This is a genomic window from Nocardia sp. NPDC059691, from assembly GCF_042733915.1.
GTDB classification, from domain to species: Bacteria; Actinomycetota; Actinomycetes; order Mycobacteriales; family Mycobacteriaceae; genus Nocardia; species Nocardia sichangensis.
Genome location: NZ_JBHWFB010000020.1, coordinates 131,596 through 151,725 on the forward strand (window position 1 = coordinate 131,596; position 20,130 = coordinate 151,725).

General features: G+C 68.3%; 20 protein-coding genes. 15 read left to right on the top strand and 5 right to left on the bottom strand.

What is annotated here, in order from left to right:
- The first annotated feature begins 184 nt into the window (after positions 1-184).
- Positions 185-802 (top strand): class I SAM-dependent methyltransferase, encoded by a 618-nt coding sequence (locus ACFV2O_RS33755; RefSeq protein WP_379255676.1) that lies wholly within the window; start codon positions 185-187, stop codon positions 800-802.
- Positions 803-806: 4 nt separating this feature from the next.
- Here the strand turns inward: ACFV2O_RS33755 and ACFV2O_RS33760 are convergent, their stop codons facing one another.
- Entirely contained in the window at positions 807-1,208 is a 402-nt protein-coding gene (locus ACFV2O_RS33760; RefSeq protein WP_379255678.1) for a hypothetical protein, read from the bottom strand.
- Positions 1,209-1,364: 156 nt separating this feature from the next.
- On the opposite strand from ACFV2O_RS33760, the gene ACFV2O_RS33765 reads away from it, so the two are divergent.
- Together ACFV2O_RS33765 and ACFV2O_RS33770 are read left to right on the top strand one after the other, a co-directional pair.
- Positions 1,365-1,937, top strand: coding sequence for a TetR/AcrR family transcriptional regulator (locus ACFV2O_RS33765; RefSeq protein WP_379255680.1), 573 nt, complete (start codon positions 1,365-1,367; stop codon positions 1,935-1,937).
- A 72-nt stretch (positions 1,938-2,009) separates the two neighbouring features.
- Entirely contained in the window at positions 2,010-3,206 is a 1,197-nt protein-coding gene (locus tag ACFV2O_RS33770; RefSeq protein ID WP_379255682.1) for a Cmx/CmrA family chloramphenicol efflux MFS transporter, read from the top strand.
- A gap of 77 nt (positions 3,207-3,283) precedes the next feature.
- On the opposite strand, the gene ACFV2O_RS33775 is transcribed toward ACFV2O_RS33770, so the two are convergent.
- Both ACFV2O_RS33775 and ACFV2O_RS33780 read right to left on the bottom strand, forming a co-directional pair.
- On the bottom strand, positions 3,284-3,493 hold the full coding sequence (locus ACFV2O_RS33775) for a DUF397 domain-containing protein (RefSeq protein ID WP_355078319.1): 210 nt from the start codon (positions 3,491-3,493) through the stop codon (positions 3,284-3,286).
- Positions 3,490-4,377 (bottom strand): helix-turn-helix domain-containing protein, encoded by an 888-nt coding sequence (locus ACFV2O_RS33780; RefSeq protein WP_379255684.1) that lies wholly within the window; start codon positions 4,375-4,377, stop codon positions 3,490-3,492. The genes ACFV2O_RS33775 and ACFV2O_RS33780 overlap by 4 nt, the downstream gene beginning before the upstream one ends.
- A 161-nt stretch (positions 4,378-4,538) precedes the next feature.
- Here ACFV2O_RS33780 and ACFV2O_RS33785 point away from each other — a divergent pair, with 161 nt between their 5' ends.
- From ACFV2O_RS33785 to ACFV2O_RS33795, 3 genes are all read left to right on the top strand, one after another.
- Positions 4,539-4,781 (top strand): hypothetical protein, encoded by a 243-nt coding sequence (locus tag ACFV2O_RS33785; protein ID WP_355078321.1) that lies wholly within the window; start codon positions 4,539-4,541, stop codon positions 4,779-4,781.
- A gap of 118 nt (positions 4,782-4,899) precedes the next feature.
- On the top strand, positions 4,900-5,256 hold the full coding sequence (locus tag ACFV2O_RS33790; RefSeq protein WP_355078322.1) for a hypothetical protein: 357 nt from the start codon (positions 4,900-4,902) through the stop codon (positions 5,254-5,256).
- 349 nt (positions 5,257-5,605) lie between these two features.
- The gene (locus tag ACFV2O_RS33795) at positions 5,606-5,806 is read left to right on the top strand and encodes a hypothetical protein (protein ID WP_355078323.1); all 201 of its coding nucleotides are present in this window, start codon (positions 5,606-5,608) and stop codon (positions 5,804-5,806) included.
- Positions 5,807-6,114: 308 nt separating this feature from the next.
- On the opposite strand, the gene ACFV2O_RS33800 is transcribed toward ACFV2O_RS33795, so the two are convergent.
- Complete coding sequence (locus ACFV2O_RS33800; RefSeq protein ID WP_379255686.1) at positions 6,115-6,576, bottom strand: MarR family winged helix-turn-helix transcriptional regulator; 462 nt, start codon at positions 6,574-6,576, stop codon at positions 6,115-6,117.
- An 85-nt stretch (positions 6,577-6,661) separates the two neighbouring features.
- On the opposite strand from ACFV2O_RS33800, the gene ACFV2O_RS33805 reads away from it, so the two are divergent.
- Together ACFV2O_RS33805 and ACFV2O_RS33810 are read left to right on the top strand one after the other, a co-directional pair.
- The gene (locus tag ACFV2O_RS33805; RefSeq protein ID WP_356967711.1) at positions 6,662-6,985 is read left to right on the top strand and encodes a rhodanese-like domain-containing protein; all 324 of its coding nucleotides are present in this window, start codon (positions 6,662-6,664) and stop codon (positions 6,983-6,985) included.
- A gap of 285 nt (positions 6,986-7,270) precedes the next feature.
- Positions 7,271-8,440 (top strand): epoxide hydrolase family protein, encoded by a 1,170-nt coding sequence (locus ACFV2O_RS33810; RefSeq protein WP_379255687.1) that lies wholly within the window; start codon positions 7,271-7,273, stop codon positions 8,438-8,440.
- A gap of 345 nt (positions 8,441-8,785) precedes the next feature.
- On the opposite strand, the gene dnaE is transcribed toward ACFV2O_RS33810, so the two are convergent.
- Positions 8,786-12,334 (bottom strand): DNA polymerase III subunit alpha, encoded by a 3,549-nt coding sequence (dnaE, locus tag ACFV2O_RS33815; RefSeq protein WP_355078332.1) that lies wholly within the window; start codon positions 12,332-12,334, stop codon positions 8,786-8,788.
- Positions 12,335-12,823: 489 nt separating this feature from the next.
- Here dnaE and ACFV2O_RS33820 point away from each other — a divergent pair, with 489 nt between their 5' ends.
- The 7 genes from ACFV2O_RS33820 to ACFV2O_RS33850 form a co-directional block, all read left to right on the top strand.
- Positions 12,824-14,020: a sensor histidine kinase gene (locus ACFV2O_RS33820; protein ID WP_379255689.1), complete on the top strand. Its 1,197-nt coding sequence runs from the start codon at positions 12,824-12,826 to the stop codon at positions 14,018-14,020.
- A 237-nt stretch (positions 14,021-14,257) separates the two neighbouring features.
- On the top strand, positions 14,258-15,055 hold the full coding sequence (locus ACFV2O_RS33825) for a LytTR family DNA-binding domain-containing protein (protein ID WP_356967693.1): 798 nt from the start codon (positions 14,258-14,260) through the stop codon (positions 15,053-15,055).
- The gene (locus tag ACFV2O_RS33830) at positions 15,052-15,417 is read left to right on the top strand and encodes a hypothetical protein (protein WP_355078335.1); all 366 of its coding nucleotides are present in this window, start codon (positions 15,052-15,054) and stop codon (positions 15,415-15,417) included. The genes ACFV2O_RS33825 and ACFV2O_RS33830 overlap by 4 nt, the downstream gene beginning before the upstream one ends.
- 526 nt (positions 15,418-15,943) lie before the next feature.
- Complete coding sequence (locus ACFV2O_RS33835; RefSeq protein ID WP_379255691.1) at positions 15,944-17,698, top strand: cation acetate symporter; 1,755 nt, start codon at positions 15,944-15,946, stop codon at positions 17,696-17,698.
- Between the two features lie 153 nt (positions 17,699-17,851).
- Positions 17,852-18,208: a DUF485 domain-containing protein gene (locus ACFV2O_RS33840; RefSeq protein ID WP_355078337.1), complete on the top strand. Its 357-nt coding sequence runs from the start codon at positions 17,852-17,854 to the stop codon at positions 18,206-18,208.
- Positions 18,205-19,842, top strand: coding sequence for a cation acetate symporter (locus ACFV2O_RS33845; protein ID WP_379255693.1), 1,638 nt, complete (start codon positions 18,205-18,207; stop codon positions 19,840-19,842). Before ACFV2O_RS33840 ends, ACFV2O_RS33845 begins: the two co-directional genes overlap by 4 nt.
- Before the next feature lie 51 nt (positions 19,843-19,893).
- Positions 19,894-20,130 (top strand): acetyl-coenzyme A synthetase N-terminal domain-containing protein (locus ACFV2O_RS33850; RefSeq protein ID WP_379255695.1); only part of this gene is annotated, 237 nt, incomplete at its 3' end.

The window sequence follows — 20,130 nt, forward strand, 5'->3', positions numbered from 1 at the left end:
ACCGGCCTCAGGCGCGGCGGCACCTGCGGTCCCGGCTTCCTGACCGGCTGGCCGGAGCCGCTTCCCTCGGTCCCGTGCAGCCACTGGGGCCGGGTCGAGCAGAGGACCGCAAAGGCGCGGAAAACTGTCGGGCTGGGGCCGTGCAGCCCTGGTCGCAATGGGCGATGCCTGTCAGAGTGAAGGCATGGGTGCCTATGCCGAGCATGTGCTGCCGCGGATCGTCAACCGGTCCTGCGGATTGCGGGAATTGGCTCCGCTGCGCGAGCGGGTGTGTGCCGGACTGCACGGACAGGTCGTGGAACTCGGCTTCGGTTCGGGACTGAACGTCCCGTTCTACCCGGCGAAGGTCGCGTCGGTGCGCGCGGTCGAGCCCGCCGATCTCGGCTGGCGGCTGGCGAGCGAACGCGTCGCCGCCGCCACCGTGCCGGTCGAGCGGGCCGGGCTGGACGGGCAGGCGCTGCCCTTCCCGGACGACGCCTTCGACTGCGCGCTGTCGACCTGGACGATGTGCACCATCCCCGACATCGCCGCCGCGCTCACCGAGGTGCGCCGGGTGCTCGTCCCCGGCGGGACCTTGCATTTCGTCGAGCATGGGCTTGCGCCCGACGAGAAGGTGCGGGCGTGGCAGAACCGGCTGAACCCGGTCCAGAAACGACTGTTCGGCGGCTGCCACCTCAACCGCGACATTCGCGGCCTGGTGACAGACGCCGGTTTCGAGATCCGCGACGCCGAGTCGTTCTACGGGGAGCACGCTCCCCGCTTCCTGGTCGCCCAGACGCTCGGTGTCGCGGTGTCGCCCTGAGGGCTCAGACGATGCGCACCGACAAGGTGTAGGTCGCGTTGCCCCGGCTCGGCGCTACCGAGATCGTGTAGTAACCGTTCTGCGGCAGAGTGATCCGGCTCCCGGTCTCCTCGGCGCACAGCACGCGTCCGTCCGGGGCGGTGGCGCTGAACCGCGCGTTGCCCTCGACCGAGATGAGTTCGGTGGTCAGGGTCTGCCCCGCCCGCGCCTCGAGCACGTAGGTGTCGGCGTCGCCGCGCACGACCGCTCCGCCGACCGACGCGTGATCGCTTCCCGGCGCGAACTCGATCAACTCGACCGCGCCCGCGTTCGCGGCGCCCGCGCCGACCGTCGCGACGGCGAACGCGGGCACGAACAGCGTGACGCCGAGTACGAGCAGGCGCAGGGTGCGCAGGATGGCTTGCATGATGATCCTCGTTTCCTGGAGTGGACTCGCTCAGAACTATCCGCGAGCCCGCCTATCGGACGCTTAACAGCCGCTTGGACTCCGGAACAACGCTGGCCAGAAGGCCCTTCGAAGTATATTGGAACGATCTGTTCAAAACCGTGCTAGCGTAAACCCATGCCACGACCCAGATCCTTCGACGAGGACCGCGCGGTGGACGCGGCGATGCACGCGTTCTGGCGCGCGGGATACGAGGCGACCTCCACCGAAGACCTCTGCGCCGCGACCGGCCTTGGCCGCAGCAGCATCTACAACACCTTCACCAGCAAGCGGGACCTGTTCGGCCGCGCCCTGCGCCGATACATGACAGCCAAGAACGCGGCGACGTTCGAACTGCTCGACAGCGAGACTGGGGTGCGCGGCAAGATCCGCGCCCTGCTGTGGCAGATCGTCGAGGCCCCGGACGAGGACCCGCTCGGCTGCCTCGTGGTCAACTCGACGATCGAACTGGCCCCGCGCGACCCCGAACTGGCCGCCGTTCTCGCCACCGATTACCAGCGACGACTCGCCGTGCTGACGGACGTGTTCGAGACGGCCAGGCGCGCCGGTGAGATCGCGCCGGACAAACAACCGACCGCCTTGGCGCACTTCGTGATCGCCACGATCGGAGGGATGCGGGTGGCCGCACGCGGCGGCGCGGACCGCGGAACACTGACCGCCATCGCGACCACCGCCCTCGACGCCCTCTGAGACTTGTCGACTTCGGCGACGGCCTCGCCGCGCCTAATTTTGGATAGATCAGTACAAAATAAGGAGGTACCGATGCCCGTGGCGATCTACGTCCTGGGTCTGTCGATCTTCGCCCAGGGCACCTCGGAGCTGATGCTCGCGGGCCTGCTCACCGAGATGGCCGCAGACCTGGGCGTCTCCGTGCCGCGCGCGGGCCTGCTCATCTCGGGCTTCGCACTGGGCATGCTGGTGGGCGCGCCGGTACTGGCGGTGGCGACACTGCGCTGGTCGCGGCGCACCGCACTGCTCGCCTTCCTCGCGGTGTTCGTCGGCACTCATGTCGTCGGAGCGCTCACCTCGGAGTACTGGGTGCTGTTCGCGACGCGGGTGGTCGGCGCGTTCGTCTACGCCGGGTTCTGGGCGGTTGCCGCGACAACGGCGATCGGTCTCGTCCCGGCCACGGCGCGCGGCAAGGCGATGAGCATCGTCGCGGGCGGGCTCACTTTGGCCATCATCATCGGGCTTCCGGCGGGCACCGTGATCGGACAACAGCTCGGCTGGCGCGCGGCGTTCTGGGCGGTCGCGCTGCTGTCGGCGGCGGCCGGGATCGGCGTGCTGGCGAAGATCCCCGGCGGACGGACCGCCGCGCCGCTACGCCTGAGCACCGAACTGCGCACGATGATGCGCCCCGCGCTCTGGCTTTCCTACGCCACCACCGCGCTCGCGATCGCCGCCCTGATGGTCACCTTCGCCTACCTCGGCGCTCTGCTGTCCCGCACCACCGGCATGGCGGACGGCTGGATTCCGGCGGTACTCGGCATCTACGGACTCGGCGCGTTCCTCGGCATCGTCATCGGTGGGCGCACCGCCGACAATCACCCGCTGACCAGCCTGTACGTCGGCATTACCGGCGGCGTGCTCACCTCGGCGCTACTCGCCCTCACGATGGAGCACACCGTCCCCGTCGTACTGCTGTCGTTCCTGTTGGGCGCCTTCGGTTTCGGCATCAACCCGACCCTGAACAGCCGCGTCTTCACCCTCGCGGGCGACGCGCCCACCCTGGCGGGAGCCACCAACATCTCCTCGTTCAACGTCGGCATCACCGCAGGCCCCTGGATCGGCGGGCTGGCCATCAGCGCGGGCCTCGGCTACCCGGCGGTCGCCTGGATCGGCGTGATTCTCGGCCTCGCCGCCCTCGCCGTCGTCGCTTGCAGCCACGCGCTGCACCGCAAGGAGGTTTCACGCGCGTCGGTCGACACACCTGCCCCGACCCCGGCGGAGGTGAACTGATAGCTCCGTCAGCGGCCCTGGCCCGACCATGCGTTGCTCGGGTGCGGGGCCGCTGTTGTTCGCGGCGGGAATCCAGTTCAAGCCGATCGGTCGAACTTCCCGTCACGGATGCCGGAGGCAAAGACATCCCACTGGCCCGGCGCGAAGATCAGCGCCGGGCCGGTTGGGTTCTTCGAATCGCGAACACCGACGTACCCTGCCTCGAGCCACGCAACTTCGACACATGCTTCTTGGCCGGTGCTGCGGCTCGATTTGAACCACTGCGCGCCGGATAGGTCGATGTTCACTGTTCGTAACTCCTTGCTGTCTTCCTGAGAAGGTCCCTCGACGCTTGTTCCTCCAGGGCGGCAGCCCGGAGGGACTCGTGTACTGCACGGAACTGGTTCACATCGGCGTCATCCTCGAAAAACATACGCCCGATGATGCTTTCGGTGTAGACGACGGATGGCTCCACGTAGCCGCGAGCGTCTCGCGGGAAGTCCAGAACTATGTACGGAGTTGCTACGTGGTGCCCCGGATGGCCTGCCGAATACGGCAGGATACGAACAGTCACGTTCTCACGTGTACCCATGTCAGCTGCGTGCCGTAGCTGTATGCCCATTGTGCGCGGCGATCCAACGATTGTGTGTAGCACGCTTTGGTGCAGTATGAACTCGGCCCGCACAGGGCTGTAATGGCGAGTGAGGATGGACGACCGCTGTAGCCGCAGAATCACGCGCCTTTCGATGTCCGCAGCCGTCTCCGCCGGGAAAATCGGTCCCTCGATAGCTGTCGCATAGTCCTTTACCTGCAATAGGCCTGGCATGACCAAAGGTTGGTAGAAATGCAAATTCGATGCACCGGCTTCGAGCCCTAGATACGTGTTGTATCCAGGCAGAAGCAGATGCCGCGATGACTGCCACCACGATTTCGTCGCTGATTGCTGAGCAAGAGCTTTCAGCTCCTCGATCTGCGCCGCGTCGAGCCCGTACAACTCGCCGAACGCATCTACGTCGCGCAGCCTTATTTTGTCGTTCTGCCCCTTCTCGATCCTGCCGACCGAGGTCTTGCCCATTTCCATGAGCTGCGCGGCGCGCTCGAGCGTGAACCCGGCACCTTCCCGAGCCTCCCGTAATGCCCGCCCGAGTTGCCGACGCGGCAATGTCGAACCAGGCTGATCGTCCTTCCCCATCGCTCCCCTTTCCCCTGCTCGGTCCGAAACGGCCCAGATGCCGGTCCGGTTCGGACTTCGAACTACGTGTGGACCGGTCCGGGCTCTGGGCGGATGGCCGACTTCATCGGACCGCCCGTTTTCCCAGCCCGGATGCTGTTGGCCTGCAGCAACATAGCCGCATGGCCACGCGACATGAAAGCCTCTCCGCCGCCGAAGTCCGAATCCTGCGCGCGCTGAACTGCGGCGGGATGCTCACCGAACATCAGATCAAGGTGTCGGCCAGCCTCACCGAATGGAAGACCCGCCAAGCCCTGGCGAACCTCATCAACCACGACCTCATCGTGACCGGAGCCCGAAGAAACCGCTACGAAATCACCCACCGCGGCCGAAACACGCTGGCTACTTACCCACCCGAAGCGTGAAGGCCCCCGAGATTCAAGATCAGCGGCACATGATGGAGAGCCCACTCGCGAAATGCCGCAGCCATGTGCCACTCATGACATCACCAGCCCGGGTGGGCAGGAAGGGATAGGAAAGATCGTGCGTAATCAGAAGGAAGGCGGCGTGGTGGTCGCGCCGCCGAGAATCTGCGGCTCGGCCGACGTCGAGTTGGCGCACCGGCTTATGCGGCGGCACCGGGGATGCCGGGTCGATCGGTGCGCGTGGAAGTGGGTCGCCTTCTACACCTTGGTACGGCGTGGCCGGATCGTGCCACAGGAGTCGAGCCCGCGCGAACGCGCTCACCGGCGCGGTATCGCCTTCCCTACCGACCACACCGACCACCTGCCGCACGCCGACACCGCACCGGAACTCTGGACGTTCCAGCAGGTTCTGGACGGATTGCACGAGCTCGCCGAGGACCTGCGCACCGGTTCCGGCGACGGCTGCCAGCGGTGAGCCGCGTGGGGATATGGGCCCTGCTGTCGAGCATCGTGACGGTATTCGCGGGATGTGGCGCGGTGCTGCTCGGCGTCGGGTGCGTGTGGCCGACCGATCAGCCGCGCCGATTCGCTCCTCGGCGCAAACCGACTCGCTCGCAGAGTCATTCGCGCCCGGTCCGGTGGCCGGAAGCGTGGACATGCGCCGCACCCGCCCAGCCGCTGACCGTCGCCGCAGCACACCACGCCATGCAGTTACACCGCGATCACGACTGCGCCAGAAAGCGCGCCGCATTCGCCGCGTTGGTCGCCGCCGGGCGCATCACGCCGGATTCCGCACGACAACACCGCCCATGGAGCAATCCCTCATGAATCGAACCGCAGCGGCCGCACCGGATCCGAACTCCGAGCGATTCCGCGACCTCACCGACCGCGCCACGCGAGCGGGCTACTTTCTGGTGCGCGATCCGGTGTCACCGCACGACTGGAAGCTGCTGGACGCCGAAAACGGTGACGTCGTCATCTCCGCCGCGAATCTGGAGCAGATCGAGCAGTGGCTCCATTCCTGACCGCGCACGACCCGCCGCGTCGACCCGGGCTGGCTAGCGCCTCGAAGTCGCCGCCAACGCAGCGGCCGGTGCGCACAGCACCTCGATGCCACTGGTGTGCGCGCCCAGCCGCGCCGCGGCCTGTGGCATTCGAGCCGTTCTGCCTCGGCGAGGCCCTGGGCGGCCACTGCACGAGGCCCGATGGCGTCGGCCAGGGATTGATCGAGGGGCTTCGAGCGCCGGTCAGCCGATCGGGCGTCAGCGCCGGGCGGCAGCAGCACAGGAACAGGACCGCGCGCGGTGCCAGCGCGATGACGGCGACCGGCTCGCTAGCGCTTCGGATCGGACAGGTCGGCCGGGCCCAGCGCCTTGCGTAGCGCCCCGGCCAGAGCTCGGAGTTCGTCCGGGCTGAGGCCGCTGAACCGGCGTTCGATCCCGGCCAGATAGTGCGGAGCCGCCGCCCGCAGCCGCTGCCGACCAGCCTTGGTGATGCTCACGAACGCTGAACGCCCGTCGTCCGGATTGGGCTCACGGCGCACCAAGCCGTGCGACTCCAGTTCGCCGACCAGGCGACTCACCCGCGTCCTGCTCAGCACGACCCGTTCGCCGAGATCGCTCACCCGCAGCCCCTGCGGTCCGTCGAGTTCCAGAAGGACGTCGTACCAGGTCAGTGGCAGCGCGGTGGCGCGACGTAGTTCCGCGTCCAGCTCCGGCACCAGCTTGGCGTGTACCTGAAGCAGCGCGGACCACGCGCGGACGGCCGGGTGGGAACGGCTCACGGAATTCGGCACGAATCGAAGCATACCAGTTGCGTGCACACGCACACATATAATAGCGTGCGCACGCACATAAATTTCGCCTGAAGGAGGCACTGCCATGACCGAACTGATCACGCGCCAGGAACTCGCCGAGCAGATCGAGGCGGGTTCGGTGACCGTCATCGACGCGCTCGGCGCCGAGTACTACGCCAAAGCGCATCTTCCCGGCGCGCTCAACCTGGTCGAAGCCGACGTGGAAACCAAAGCCCCGCAACTGCTTCCGGCAAAGGACGCCGCGATCGTCACCTACTGCTCGAATGCCGCCTGCGCCAACAGCCAGCACGTGGCCACCAAGCTGGAAGCTCTCGGCTACACCAACGTCCGGAAGTACCGTGAAGGCATCCAGGATTGGACCGACGCCGGACTTCCGGTCGAGAGCTGAACGCATCCGAGGTTGTCCGGCGGACGGATCCTCTCCGGCCGCCGGGCATCCGGTGGTCGGACCGCACGGGTGGAACGCGGGCCTGACCGAGCGTAGAGCCGGACCGCGCTGCCGAGGGGGGCTGGACAATGGACGGGGGGGTCGGTTCCATTGCCGCCGAGTTCATGTGGTGATCGCTCGGATGCGGATTCCCCGCACCGGAAGCGCCGGGATCGAACTCCGTTACCTGGGCCTGGCGCGCCAACTGTTGAAAACCGTTCAACCGGCAGAGCAGAGAGAACAACCATGACCGACCGCGTTCGTCCCTACCGGATCGATATTGCCGAGGCTGATCTGCGTGACCTACGCGAACGGCTCCGTCGCACCCGGTGGCCGGAGCGTGAGCCGGTCACCGACTGGTCCCAAGGTGTGCCGATGTCGTATCTGCGAGAGCTGTGCCGGTACTGGGCCGACGAATACGACTGGTCGGCCACCGAAGCGCGGCTGAACCGAATTCCGCAGATCGTCGCCGAGATCGACAGCGTGCCGATACACGCGCTCCACGTCCGTTCTCCGTATCCGGAAGCCGTCCCGCTCGTCCTCACTCACGGCTGGCCCGGCTCGTTCCTGGAGTTCGAGCAAGTCCTCGGCCCGCTCACCGATCCGGCAGCGTACGGCGGCGATCCCGCCGACGCGTTCCACGTCGTCACGCCGTCCCTGCCGGGCTACGGTTTCAGCGGTCGTCCCACCGAGCCGGGCTGGGGCATCCACCGCATCGCACATGCCTGGGCCGAGTTGACGACCCGGCTCGGCTACGAGAAGTTCATAGCCGCAGGCAGCGACTGGGGCAGCAGCATTTCCACCAGCATCGCATTGCAGCAACCGCACAGACTGCTCGGCCTGCACCTCATCCCACCGCTGGCCGCACCCGAGCGCAACGAAGCCCACCTCACCGAGGCCGAACGGCGGGCCCTCAGCGATCTCGAGGAACGCACCCGCACCGGATCCGCCTACTCGGCGGTCCACGCCACGCGCCCGCAAACTCTGGGTTATGGGTTACTGGACTCACCGGCCGCGCTGTGCGCGTGGATCATGGAGAAGGTCTGGACCTGGAGCGACCACGAAGATGACCTCGACACCGTCTTGGACCGCGACCGGGTATTGGACAACGTGATGCTCTACTGGGTGACCGCGACGGGCGCTTCCTCCACTCGCCTCTACTGGGAGAGCATCACCGAAGTCACCGAGTGGTTCACCACCGCGGTCGGCGACCAGATCACAGTGCCGACCGCCGGCAGCGTGTTCCCCGCCGAGGTGCCCCGCCCGTCACAGCGCTGGGCAGCCAAGCGCTTCACCAACATCGTGCACTGGGGACAGCCCGCGCGCGGTGGTCATTTCGCCGCGTGGGAACAACCAGAACTGTTCGTCGCCGAGGTCCGCGCCGCTCGACGGGCTTGCCTTGCCGCTCAACGGTGATCGCTCACGGCGGGAGCGGTGACCATTCGCCCTGACGGGTGCCGTTCCGTCTCCGCGCCGCGGCGAAGCGCACGCGAGGCCGGCACGCGGCCGATCGGCGATACAGGCGACTGATCGCGGCCGGGCTGGATCCGGCGGGGTCCGTGGTGTCGGCGCATCGGCGGATGCGCCGACACTGTTGCTTTCGAATTGCGGCGACACCGTGGCTGTCGGGTCGATCGCACCGGCCCCACGCCGCCCGACGACGGCGCGAGCGGCCGGCGACCGGGCCGGCATCGCTGCGGGTCACACAACCGCCGGACAGCCCGACCGCCGACCCGAACCCGACGGTGCGGAATCCGCCGATCAGCTGGCCAGGCAGCCCGGGCCGAGCAGCGCCTTCAGATCACCCATCAGCGCCGACGACGGTGAGACGCGCAGGCGCTCATCGAGTTTCAGCAGTGTGGTCTTGTCTCGTGCGCCGACGTGCCGGATATGGACATCCGACGTGCCGGGGTGCCTGGACAAGACGCGCTTGAGTTCGCCGATCTTGTCCGGTGTGCACATGCGGGTGGTGACGGTGACCGCGAGCGGCTTGGCCACGCCGACGGCGGAGAGGTCGGGCACGGCGAGATCGTTGGCGATCAACGAGATTCGGTCGTCGCGGACCGAGACACGCGCCTTGACCAGCACCACGGCGTCCTCGACGACGTCCATGCCGTACACCGAGTACGACTGCGGGAAGAACAACACCTCGATGCCACCGGTGAGGTCTTCCAGCTGCGCCGAGGCCCAGGCCAGACCGTTCTTGTTGATGCGCCGGTTCACCGAGGCCAGGATGCCGCCGACGGTCACCTGAGTGCCGTCCTTGATGTCGCCTTCCAGGATGGCGGGAATCTGCGTGTCGGCCTGCGCGGCGAGCACGTGCTCGACGCCGTTGAGCGGATGCCCGGATACGTACAGCCCGAGCATCTCCCGCTCCAGCGCGAGCCGGTGCTTGGACTCCCACTCGTCCTCGGGCACCTTCACGTTGAACACCGAGGTCACCGACTCGTCGGCGTCCAAGCCGCCGAACAGGTCGAATTGACCCATCGCCTCGGCTTTCTTGGTGGCCATGACGGCATCGATGGCGTCCGAGTGGATCAGCATCAGACCCTTGCGCGGATGCCCGAGCGAGTCGAAACCGCCCGCCTTGATGAGCGATTCGGTGACCTTCTTGCTCGCGGCGATCGCGTCGATCTTGTTCAGGTAGTCGGAGAAGTCGGTGAACTTCGACTTCTCCTTGCGCGCCTGGATGATCGAGGCGACGACGTTCGCGCCGACGTTGCGCACCGCGCCGAGACCGAAGCGGATGTCCTTGCCGACCGAGGCGAAGTTCTGCTCGGACTCGTTGACGTCCGGCGGAAGCACGGTGATGCCGAGACGGCGGCAGTCGGACAGGTAGACCGCGGCCTTGTCCTTGTCGTCACCGACGGAGGTGAGCAGGCCCGCCATGTACTCGGCCGGGTAGTTGGCCTTGAGGTAGGCGGTCCAGAACGAGACGAGGCCGTAGCCCGCGGCGTGCGACTTGTTGAACGCGTAGCCGGCGAACGGAAGGATGGTGTCCCACAGCGCCTTCACCGCGGCCTCGGAGAAGCCGTTGGCGGTCATGCCCTCGTGGAAGCCCTTGTATTCGGCCTCGAGCACCTCGAGCTTCTTCTTACCCATGGCCTTGCGCAGCGCGTCGGCCTTGCCCATCGAGTAGGAGGCGACCTTCTGCGCGATGAACATGATCTGCTCTTGGTAGACGATCAGGCCGTAGGTCTCGGCGAGGATGTCCTTGAGCGGCTCCTCCAGCTCCGGATGGATCGGCTTGATCGGCTGCCGCCCGTTCTTGCGGTCAGCGTAGTCGTTGTGCGCGTTCATGCCCATCGGGCCGGGCCGGTACAGCGCGAGCACGGCGACGATGTCGTTGAAGCCGGTCGGCTGCATGCGGCGCAGCAGGTCGCGCATGGGGCCGCCGTCGAGCTGGAAGACGCCGAGCGTGTCACCGCGCGAGAGCAATTCGTAGGTCGCGGGATCGTCCAGCGGCAGGTTGTCCATGTCCAGGTCGATGCCGCGGTTGGCCTTGATGTTGTCCAGCGCGTCACCGATGACGGTGAGGTTGCGCAGGCCGAGGAAGTCCATCTTCAGCAGGCCGATGGCCTCGCAGGACGGGTAGTCCCAGCCGGTGATGATCGCCCCGTCCTGGGGCCGCTTCCACACCGGGATCGCGTCCATCAGCGGCTCGGAGGACATGATCACCGCGCAGGCGTGCACACCGGCGTTGCGGATCAGGCCCTCCAGACCGCGCGCGGTCTCGTAGATCTTGGCCACATCCGGGTTGCTGCCGATGAGCTCGCGGACCTCGGCTGCCTCCTTGTACCGCTCGTGATCGGGGTCCATGATGCCCGACAGCGGGATGTCCTTGGCCATGATCGGCGGCGGCAGCGCCTTGGAGATCTGGTCGGCGATGGCGAAACCGGGCTGGCCGAACTGGACGCGCGCGGAGTCCTTGATCGCGGCCTTGGTCTTGATGGTGCCGAAGGTGATCACCTGGGCGACCCGGTCGGTGCCCCACTTCTCGGTGGCGTAGCGGACCATCTCACCACGGCGGCGATCGTCGAAGTCGATATCGATATCGGGCGCGGACGGGCGCTCCGGGTTCAGGAACCGCTCGAACAGCAGGCCGTGCGGCAGCGGGTCGATATTGGTGATGCCGAGCGCGTAGGCCACCAGCGAACCGGCCGCCGAACCACGGCCGGGACCGACGCGGATGCCGACCTCCCGCGCGTGCTTGACGAGGTCGCCGACGACGAGGAAGTAGGCGGGGAAGCCCTTCTGCTTGATGACGTCGAGTTCGAAGTAGGCGCGGGTGTAGTACTCCTCGGGCACGCCGCCGGGGAACCGGCGCGCCAGGCCTCGGTCGACCTCTTTGCGCAACCAGGAATCCTGGTCCTCGCCCTCGGGCACCGGGAAGACCGGCATGCGGTCCTTGAAGGCCCACACGTCGTCGTAGGACTGGACCCGTTCGCCGATCAGCACCGTGTTGTCGCACGCGCCGGGCACCTCGGCTTCCCAGAGCGCGCGCATCTCCTCGGCGGACTTCAGGTAGTAGCCGTCACCGTCGAATTTGAACCGGGTGGGGTCCGACAGCGTCTTGCCGGTCTGCACACACAGCAACGCCTCGTGGTTGCTCGACTGGTCCTTGGTGACGTAGTGGCAGTCGTTCGTGGCCAGCGGCGGAATGCCCAGCTGCTTGCCGACGTTTAGCAACCCCTCCCGCACCCGGCGCTCGATGGACAGGCCGTGGTCCATGACCTCGAGGAAGAAATTGTCCTTGCCGAAGATCTCCTGCCACTTCGCGGCGGCCTCCAGCGCCTCACGGTCGTGGCCGAGACGCAGACGGGTCTGCACCTCGCCGGAGGGGCAGCCGGTCGTGGCGATGATGCCCTCGGCGTACTGGGCGATGATCTCCGCGTCCATGCGCGCCCACTTGCCGAGCTGCCCCTCGATGGAGGCCAGCGAGGAGAGCTTGAACAGGTTGCGCAGGCCGGTCGCGTTCTCGGCGACCATGGTCATGTGCGTGTAGGCGCCGGAGCCGGAGACGTCGTCGCCCTTCTGGCTCGGATCGCCCCACTGCACGCGCTTGGTGTCGAACCGCGAGGCGGGCGCGATGTAGGCCTCGATGCCGATGATCGGCTTGATGTCGTGCTTCTTGGCCGAGTTGTAGAACTCCGAGGCGCCGTACATGTTGCCGTGGTCGGTCATCCCGACCGCGTTCATCCCCAGCCGTTTCGCCTCCGTGAACAGTGGCGAGATCTTCGCCGCCCCATCGAGCATGGAGTACTCGGTGTGGTTGTGCAGATGGACGAACGATCCGGACGAGGCGGCCAAGACGGTCCTTCCTCCCAAGGTCTCGACGGGGGTTGGCTGGACCGATTCTAGGCGGGCGCACCGACTGGTTCGGAACGGCTCGCGGACGCTCCTCGGGCACCCGGCGTGTCGGTGGGGAAGATCACCGGCGCGTCCTGGCGACTCGCCGTCTGAGCGGCCGATTTCCGCGAGTGTCGCGATCGTGCCGAATGCCGGAACACCCCGATGACTCGGCCCGTTCGGGCGACCGCCGTGTCGATCGGCTGGCGCGAGCGCCCGCGCTCGGTGGCCCGCCCGTATTCACGCCCACGGCCGCCACCATGCCGCACACGATCTCCCGGCAAGCCGCACAGCGCCCTCGGCGCGCCCCCGTTGCCGGATTCGGCCCGTTCGCGCAAGCGCTGTCTGGATCGGATGCGCACCGCGTCCGCACCACATGGCCGCCACCTGCCGCGCGCGATCGGAGCACCGCGATAATCGGCCCATGAAGTCCCCGCGCCGCTGCCCGCCATGACCACCGCGCTGGCCGTCGTGGCCGCGGCCGCGTTGATCGCTGGTGCGTTGCTGATCTGGTCGCGCACCCGCAGAGTGGTGACCACCCCCGCCGAGCGGGCGGTGCATTCGGCGCTGCACACCGCGTCGCTGGCGGCGGTTCCGCTGCGGCGCGGGCTGACCGAGGAGTCCGCGCGGGAAGCCGCGCCCCATCTGCGCGCGCTCACCGGCGCCGAGGCGCTCGCGCTGGCCGACGCCGACGGCACGCTGCTCGCCTGGGACGGGCCGCACGCCGAATTGGCCGAGTACTTCGGCGAAGCCGCCGAACGCGCCGTCGCGGGCGAGCGTCCGGTGCTCGTGGCCGGACCCGGCCGTGGCGAACACGCCGGGCGCACGCTGATCGCGCAACCGTTGCTGATCGAATCCAACGGCGTGGCCGGTGTGCTGGGCGTCGTGAATACCGGGCAACCGGGGCCGGGGCGGCTGGGTGCGGTCGCCGAAGTGGCGCGGTACGCCTGCGGACAGCTCGAATTGGCCGAACTGGACGCGTCGCGGGCCCGGCTGGACCGGGCCGAGGTGCGCGCGCTGCGGGCGCAGATCAGCCCGCACTTCATCTACAACGCGCTGAACACCATCGCCTCGTTCGTCCGCACCGATCCGGCGCGGGCCCGCGAGCTGATCCTCGAGTTCGCCGACTTCACCCGCTACTCCTTCCGCGCCGCGGGCGAGTTCACGGTGCTGTCGGACGAGCTGCGCAACATCGAGCGCTACCTCGCGTTGGAACGCGCCCGCTTCGGCGACGCCCTCCAGGTCCGGCTGCGGATCGCGCCCGAGGTGCTCGGCGTGGTCCTCCCCTTCCTCGCGCTCCAGCCGCTGGTGGAGAACGCGGTGCGGCACGGACTGGCGGGCGCCGCCCACGGCGGCACCGTCAGCATCGTCGCCACCGACGCGGGAACCGACTGTGTGATCAGCGTCGAGGACGACGGCGTCGGCATGGACCCGGATCTGCTGCGCTCCGGCGCGCTGGACGCCGTCGACACCGGGACGGGCCCCGCGGGCTCCGGAGAGGCCGCGCACGTCGGCCTGGCCAACGTCGACGACCGGTTGCGCGCGGCCTTCGGCGACGACTACGGCTTGGTCGTGGAGACCGCGCCGGGCGCGGGCACGAAGGTCAGCCTGCGGGTTCCGAAATTCCGCGCGGGCATCCGGCCGTGAAACCGGCGCGCGACGCGCCCTAAGCAGGACAGCTCGCGCCCACAACGCACATCGAGCCACGAAACCGGCACACGCAACGCCCGGACGCAGGCACGCGACCACCCATGCAACGCCCAGAAGCACGGGCCCGTGCCCACCAGGCATCCCGGCTCGAACGCGGACGCACACGAGTAGGCAGCCTCACGCCGACGGCACCGGCTCGGCTGCCCAGCGCGAGCCCCTTACGATGGAGCGATTGTGACCCGCGTTACCGGCAAGCCGGCGGGCGCGCTGCGCGTGCTCGCCGTGGACGACGAGAAGCCCGCTCTGGACGAGCTGGTGTATCTGCTGCGCGCACGGGCCGAGATCGGGGAGATCCGCGCGGCGGGCGATGCCACCAGCGCGTTGCGGGTGCTGCGCGCTCATCCCGTGGACGCGGTGTTTTTGGACATCAACATGCCCGGCCTGGACGGTATGGAGCTGGCGGGCATCCTGTCGGAGTTCGCCAATCCGCCCGCCGTGGTGTTCGTGACCGCCCACGACGACCGGGCGATCGCCGCGTTCGATCTGGGCGCGGTGGACTACCTGCTCAAGCCGCTGCGCGAAGCGCGGCTCGCCGAGGCGGTGCGGCGAATCGCGGCGTCCCGCAGCGCGCCGCACCGGCCTGCCGCCGACGAGCGCGCCGATCCGAGCGAGGTCATCCCAGTGGAACTGGGCGGAGTGACCACGCTGGTACCGAGGTCGAGCGTGAGTTGGGTGGAAGCCGACGGGGATTACGCGCGGCTGCACACGAGCGCCGGATCGCATCTGGTGCGGATCCCGTTGTCGGCATTGGAAGCACGCTGGCACGACGCGGGATTCCTGCGGGTGCACCGCTCGTATCTGGTGGCGTTGCGGCTGGTCACCGGGCTGCGCACGATAGGTTCCGGCACGGTGGTGTGCCTGCGGGCCGAGGGCGACGCGCAAGCGGTCGAACTGCCGGTGAGCCGAAGGCAGGTGCGTGAACTGAAACAGCGGCTGGTGCACAGGCCCCGGCAACACTGGGGCAATCAGTGACCGCGCCGCAGCGTCCGGCGCGCGAGCGCGTGGTGCTCTCCGAACGACGCGGCGCGCGGCGAGTGCGCACGAGAGTCGAGGTCGCCGAGCAGACGGAGTTCGGCGAGGCGCTCATCGGCGGCCTGATCCGCGCGCAACTCGGGCTCGCGCTGCGCGTGGGCCTGGTGACGATCGCGCTGCTGTGCGCGCTGCCCATACTGTTCGGCATCGGTTCGATCGGCTCGTTCACGGTGCTCGGCATCCGGCTGCCCTGGTTGCTGCTCGGCGGCGCGGTGTACCCGCTGCTGTTCCTGATCGGCCGGACGTACGTGCGCCTGGCCGAACGCAACGAACAGGACTTCCTCGAACTGGCCGAGGACTGACGGTGCGACCGGCCCGAATGCCTGCCGCGGCGCGGACCACGGTATCGATGCGCTCCGGTCCGACGGGCTTCGTTCGTCGCTCGGCGTATCGGTGCACCTGGTCCGAGAACACGCACGCCGCGTTCGAGATCGGGATACGGCGGGATCGACCCGTGCGCCACCATGGGAGCAGCTCGGCCCGCCTGGACGCGGCGCGTGATCATGCGTGCGCTCCGAGCGCCGCACCTGTCGCGGGTGCCCGGCTGTCGCTGGTGCATCCGGCGACCGCGGCGATCTTCTTCGGGTGCGGGCGCTTCCCTGACACGAGACTCGGCGCGCAGGTAGCCGTTTCACTCGCCCGTCGGCCGAGGGGTCGCGGAGACCGGGTATCGCGCGAATCCGGCCGACCCACCCGGAGGTACTCCTCCGCGTCGACCACGTCCGCGACCCGGAACGCGGCGCGCACCGAACCGCTCCGCTCACCCAGTCGAGGTGTCACGACGACCGGATGCCGCGCGAATCCGGCCGACCCACCCGGCGGTATGTCATGACCTCCGGCACGGCGCCCGCGCTGACGGTCGCGGCGCTGATCCTCGCGGCCCTCGCGACGGTTGCGATCGGCGCGTACGGCGTGCGGCTGGCGCGCACCACCTCCGATTTCCTCGTCGCCTCGCGCAGCGTGGGGCCGCGCTGGAACGCGGCCGCGATCTCCGGCGAATACCTCTCGGCCGCCTCGTTTCTCGGAGTCGCCGGGTTGATCGCGAAATACGGCGCGGACGCGCTGTGGTACCCGGTCGGCTTCACCGCCGGATACCTGGCGCTGCTGCTGTTCGTCGCCGCCCCGCTGCGCCGCTCCGGCGCGTACACGGTGCCCGACTTCGCCGAATTCCGGCTGGGCTCGGTGCGTTTACGCAGACTCGCCGCCACCGTCGTCGTGCTCATCTGCGCGGTGTATCTCATCCCGCAGTTCCAAGGGGCGGGCCTGACGCTGCACATCTTGCTCGGGGTGCCGGACTGGGTGGGCGCGGTGGCGGTGGGCGCGATCGTGATCGCCAATGTGGTGGGTGGCGGGATGCGCTCGATCACCTTGGTCCAGGCGTTCCAGTACTGGTTGAAGCTGACCGCGGTGGCACTGCCCGCGCTGGTGCTGCTCGGGCACTTCCTCGCCGACCAACGGGAGCTCGGCGCGCCCGCACCGCCGGTGGTGTCCGAACGCACGACCGTCGACGTGACCACCGACGTGGTGGTACGGGTAGGTGCACCGCAACAGGTTTCGATCACGGGAACCATCGACGAGCACGCCGTCGACGGCACGGTGCCGCTGACGCCCGGCACGCACGAACTGGCGGCGGGGACGCGATTGGCGCTCGAGGCCGGAGCGGCGGTGCCGGTGGTGGCCGGCGCCCCCGCCGACGGCGCGGGCTGGCTGACGCCCGGCGGCGGACTCGGCGGTCCGCATCCCAGCTACCAGGTCTATTCGTTGATCCTGGCGACCTTCCTCGGCACCATGGGCCTTCCGCACGTGCTGGTGCGCTTCTACACCAACCCAGACGGGCGGGCCGCGCGCACGACCGCGCTCGCGGTGATCGGCCTGGTCGGCCTCTTCTATCTGTTCCCCGTCCTGCTCGGCGTTTTCGCCCGGCTGTACGTACCGCAACTGCTGATCACCGGAACCTCCGACGCCGCGGTGGTACTGCTGCCCGGGTCGGTGGTCGCGGGGCTGCCTGGTCAGCTGCTCGCGGCGCTGGCCGCGGCGGGCGCGATCGCCGCGTTCCTGTCCACCTCGTCGGGGTTGCTGGTGAGCATCGCGGGCGTGCTCAGCACCGACATGCTGCGCGGGCGCATCCGGGACTTCCGCACGGCCGCACTGGTCGCGGGCTCGGTACCGCTGGCGCTGTCGCTGACGGTGGTGTCGCTGGATCTGTCCCGCACCGTCGGCCTGGCCTTCGCCGTGGCCGCCTCCACGCTGTGCCCGCTGCTGGTCCTGGGCATCTGGTGGCGCGGGCTGACGGCGACGGGCGCGGCGGCCGGTCTGGTCGCGGGCGGACTCGCGGCGGGCGCCGCGACCGCTGTCTCGGTCACCGGCGGCTTCTCCGACGACGTGGCGGGCGGCTGGCCCGCCGCGTTGCTGAGCTATCCCGCGGCGATCAGCGTGCCGCTGGCGTTCGCCACCATGGTGCTGGTGAGTTCGTTCACCCGTGGGCTCGGCGCGAGGACGGTGAGCCGGATCTTCGTCCGGATGCACGCGCCGGAGCGCTTGGGCATGGGCGCGGACCGCGAGCGCAGCCTGCGTTCGGACTGAGCGGGCTCGCGCCGACCGTTCGTCGCGCCGTACCGACCGCTCACCGCAGATTCGGACACCTTCGCGGAGTGACCCACACCACAGCCTACTGGTGGCCCCTATCCCTGGCTTACCGTCCTCGAGAAGTAAGCCACGTCACTTGGTAGGACCATCATGACCAGTACCGAACTCGACGACACCGCAGGGCGGCGAGCGCCGAGCGCAGCAGAATTCGCCGAAGTCCAGGCGAGCCCCCAATTCCAGGAACTGCGAACGCGATTGCGCCGCTTCGTGTTTCCGATGACCGCGCTGTTCCTGCTCTGGTACCTCGGTTATGTCCTGCTCGGCGCCTACGCGCACGACTTCATGAGCCGCCCCGTCTTCGGCGAGATCAACGCCGGATTGCTGCTCGGCCTCGGCCAATTCGTCTCCACCTTCGCCATCACCGCGCTGTACGTCCGGTTCGCCAACCGGGAACTGGATCCGCGCGCAGCGAAAATCCGCGGCTACCTCGAGGGAGACCGGGCATGAACACCGTGCACACCTACGCCGCGGCGGCGACGGTCGGCAACCCGGTCGCCAATATCGCCATCTTCGGCGTCTTCGTCGCGATCACGATGATCGTGGTGATCCGCGCCAGCCGGAACAACGCCACCGCCGCCGACTACTTCACCGGCGGGCGCGGCTTCTCCGGTCCGCAGAACGGCGTCGCCATCGCGGGCGACTACCTCTCGGCCGCCAGCTTCCTCGGCATCGCGGGCGCCATCGCGGTCTACGGCTACGACGGATTCCTCTACTCGATCGGATTCCTGGTCGCCTGGCTGGTCGCGTTGCTGCTGGTCGCCGAGATGCTCCGCAACACCGGCAAATTCACCATGGCCGATGTGCTGAGCTTCCGGCTGAAGGAAGGCCCGGTGCGCACCGCCGCGGCACTGTCCACGCTGACGGTGTCGCTGTTCTACCTGCTCGCGCAGATGGCGGGCGCGGGCGGACTGGTCGCGCTGCTGCTGGATGTCACCGACAAGACCGGGCAGTCCATCGTGATCGCCGTCGTCGGCGTGCTGATGATCGTGTACGTCCTGGTCGGCGGCATGAAAGGCACCACATGGGTGCAGATCATCAAGGCCGTGCTGCTGATCGTGGGCGCGGCGCTGATGACCGTCATGGTGTTCGCCAAGTTCGGTTTCGACTTCTCCGAGATCCTCGGCTCCGCGCAGGAAGCGGTCTCGGGTTCGGCGAACAAGGCCGTCGCCGCGCGCGACGTGCTCGCACCCGGCGCGCAGTACGGCGGCAGCGAGACCTCGAAGCTCAACTTCCTCTCGCTGGGCCTGGCGTTGGTGCTCGGCACCGCGGGCCTGCCGCACGTGCTGATGCGCTTCTACACCGTGCCCACCGCCAAAGAGGCGCGGCGCTCGGTGGTCTGGGCCATCGGCCTGATCGGCGCGTTCTACCTGTTCACCCTGGTCCTGGGCTACGGCGCGGCGGCGATCGTCGGGCCCGATCGCATCCTCGCGGCCGCGGGCGGGCAGAACTCGGCCGCGCCGCTGCTGGCCTTCGAACTCGGCGGCGTGGTGCTGCTCGGGGTGATCTCGGCGGTCGCCTTCGCCACCATCCTCGCGGTGGTCGCGGGCCTGACCATCACGGCGTCGGCGTCGTTCGCCCACGACATCTACGCGAATGTCATCAAGCGCGGGAAAGCCGGTGAGCGCGAACAGGTCCGGGTCTCCCGGATCACCGCCGTGGTGATCGGCATACTGGCCATCGCGCTGGGCATCCTGGCCAACGGCCAGAACGTCGCCTTCCTGGTGGCGCTGGCGTTCGCGGTCGCGGCGTCGGCGAACCTGCCGACCATCCTGTACTCGCTGTTCTGGCGGCGGTTCAACACCACCGGCGCGCTGTGGAGCATGTACGGCGGCCTGATCTCGACGATCGTGCTGATCGTGTTCTCTCCCGCGGTATCCGGCAGCAAGACCGCCATGCTGCCCGGTTCGGACTTCGACTGGTTCCCGCTGTCCAACCCGGGCATCGTTTCCATCCCGTTGGCGTTCCTGCTCGGCATCATCGGCACCTTCGTGGGAGGTAAGACCGAGGACCCGGCCAAGGCCGCGGAGATGGAAGTCCGCTCGCTCACCGGCGTCGGCGCCGAGAAGGCGGTGGTGCACTGAGCACTGCCCGGCATTCCTCGTCCCCTCTGTTCTTTCGTTAGGAGATCTCGCGTGACCAGCGCAACCACCGATGACCGCGACACCACCGCCTACCCGCCCGCCGCGGAGTTCGCCGCCCAGGCGAACGCGAGCGAGGCGCTGTACGACCGGGCGCGGTCCGATCGGCTGGAGTTCTGGGCCGAACAGGCTCGCAGGCTGCACTGGCACGAACCGTTCACCCAGGTGCTGGACTGGAGCGAGGCTCCGGTGGCGAAATGGTTCGTCGGCGGAAAGCTCAACGTCGCCTAC

Excerpts from the sequence above, each read along its gene's own strand:
- ACFV2O_RS33835 (WP_379255691.1), top strand. The coding sequence starts at position 15,944 with ATGACCTCCGGCACGGCGCCCGCGCTGACGGTCGCGGCGCTGATCCTC.
- ACFV2O_RS33755 (WP_379255676.1), top strand. The coding sequence starts at position 185 with ATGGGTGCCTATGCCGAGCATGTGCTGCCGCGGATCGTCAACCGGTCC.
- ACFV2O_RS33795 (WP_355078323.1), top strand. The coding sequence starts at position 5,606 with ATGAATCGAACCGCAGCGGCCGCACCGGATCCGAACTCCGAGCGATTC.
- ACFV2O_RS33785 (WP_355078321.1), top strand. The coding sequence starts at position 4,539 with ATGGCCACGCGACATGAAAGCCTCTCCGCCGCCGAAGTCCGAATCCTG.
- ACFV2O_RS33770 (WP_379255682.1), top strand. The coding sequence starts at position 2,010 with ATGCCCGTGGCGATCTACGTCCTGGGTCTGTCGATCTTCGCCCAGGGC.
- ACFV2O_RS33805 (WP_356967711.1), top strand. The coding sequence starts at position 6,662 with ATGACCGAACTGATCACGCGCCAGGAACTCGCCGAGCAGATCGAGGCG.
- ACFV2O_RS33845 (WP_379255693.1), top strand. The coding sequence starts at position 18,205 with ATGAACACCGTGCACACCTACGCCGCGGCGGCGACGGTCGGCAACCCG.
- ACFV2O_RS33820 (WP_379255689.1), top strand. The coding sequence starts at position 12,824 with ATGACCACCGCGCTGGCCGTCGTGGCCGCGGCCGCGTTGATCGCTGGT.
- ACFV2O_RS33780 (WP_379255684.1), bottom strand. The coding sequence starts at position 4,377 with ATGGGGAAGGACGATCAGCCTGGTTCGACATTGCCGCGTCGGCAACTC.
- ACFV2O_RS33840 (WP_355078337.1), top strand. The coding sequence starts at position 17,852 with ATGACCAGTACCGAACTCGACGACACCGCAGGGCGGCGAGCGCCGAGC.
- ACFV2O_RS33810 (WP_379255687.1), top strand. The coding sequence starts at position 7,271 with ATGACCGACCGCGTTCGTCCCTACCGGATCGATATTGCCGAGGCTGAT.
- ACFV2O_RS33760 (WP_379255678.1), bottom strand. The coding sequence starts at position 1,208 with ATGCAAGCCATCCTGCGCACCCTGCGCCTGCTCGTACTCGGCGTCACG.
- ACFV2O_RS33765 (WP_379255680.1), top strand. The coding sequence starts at position 1,365 with ATGCCACGACCCAGATCCTTCGACGAGGACCGCGCGGTGGACGCGGCG.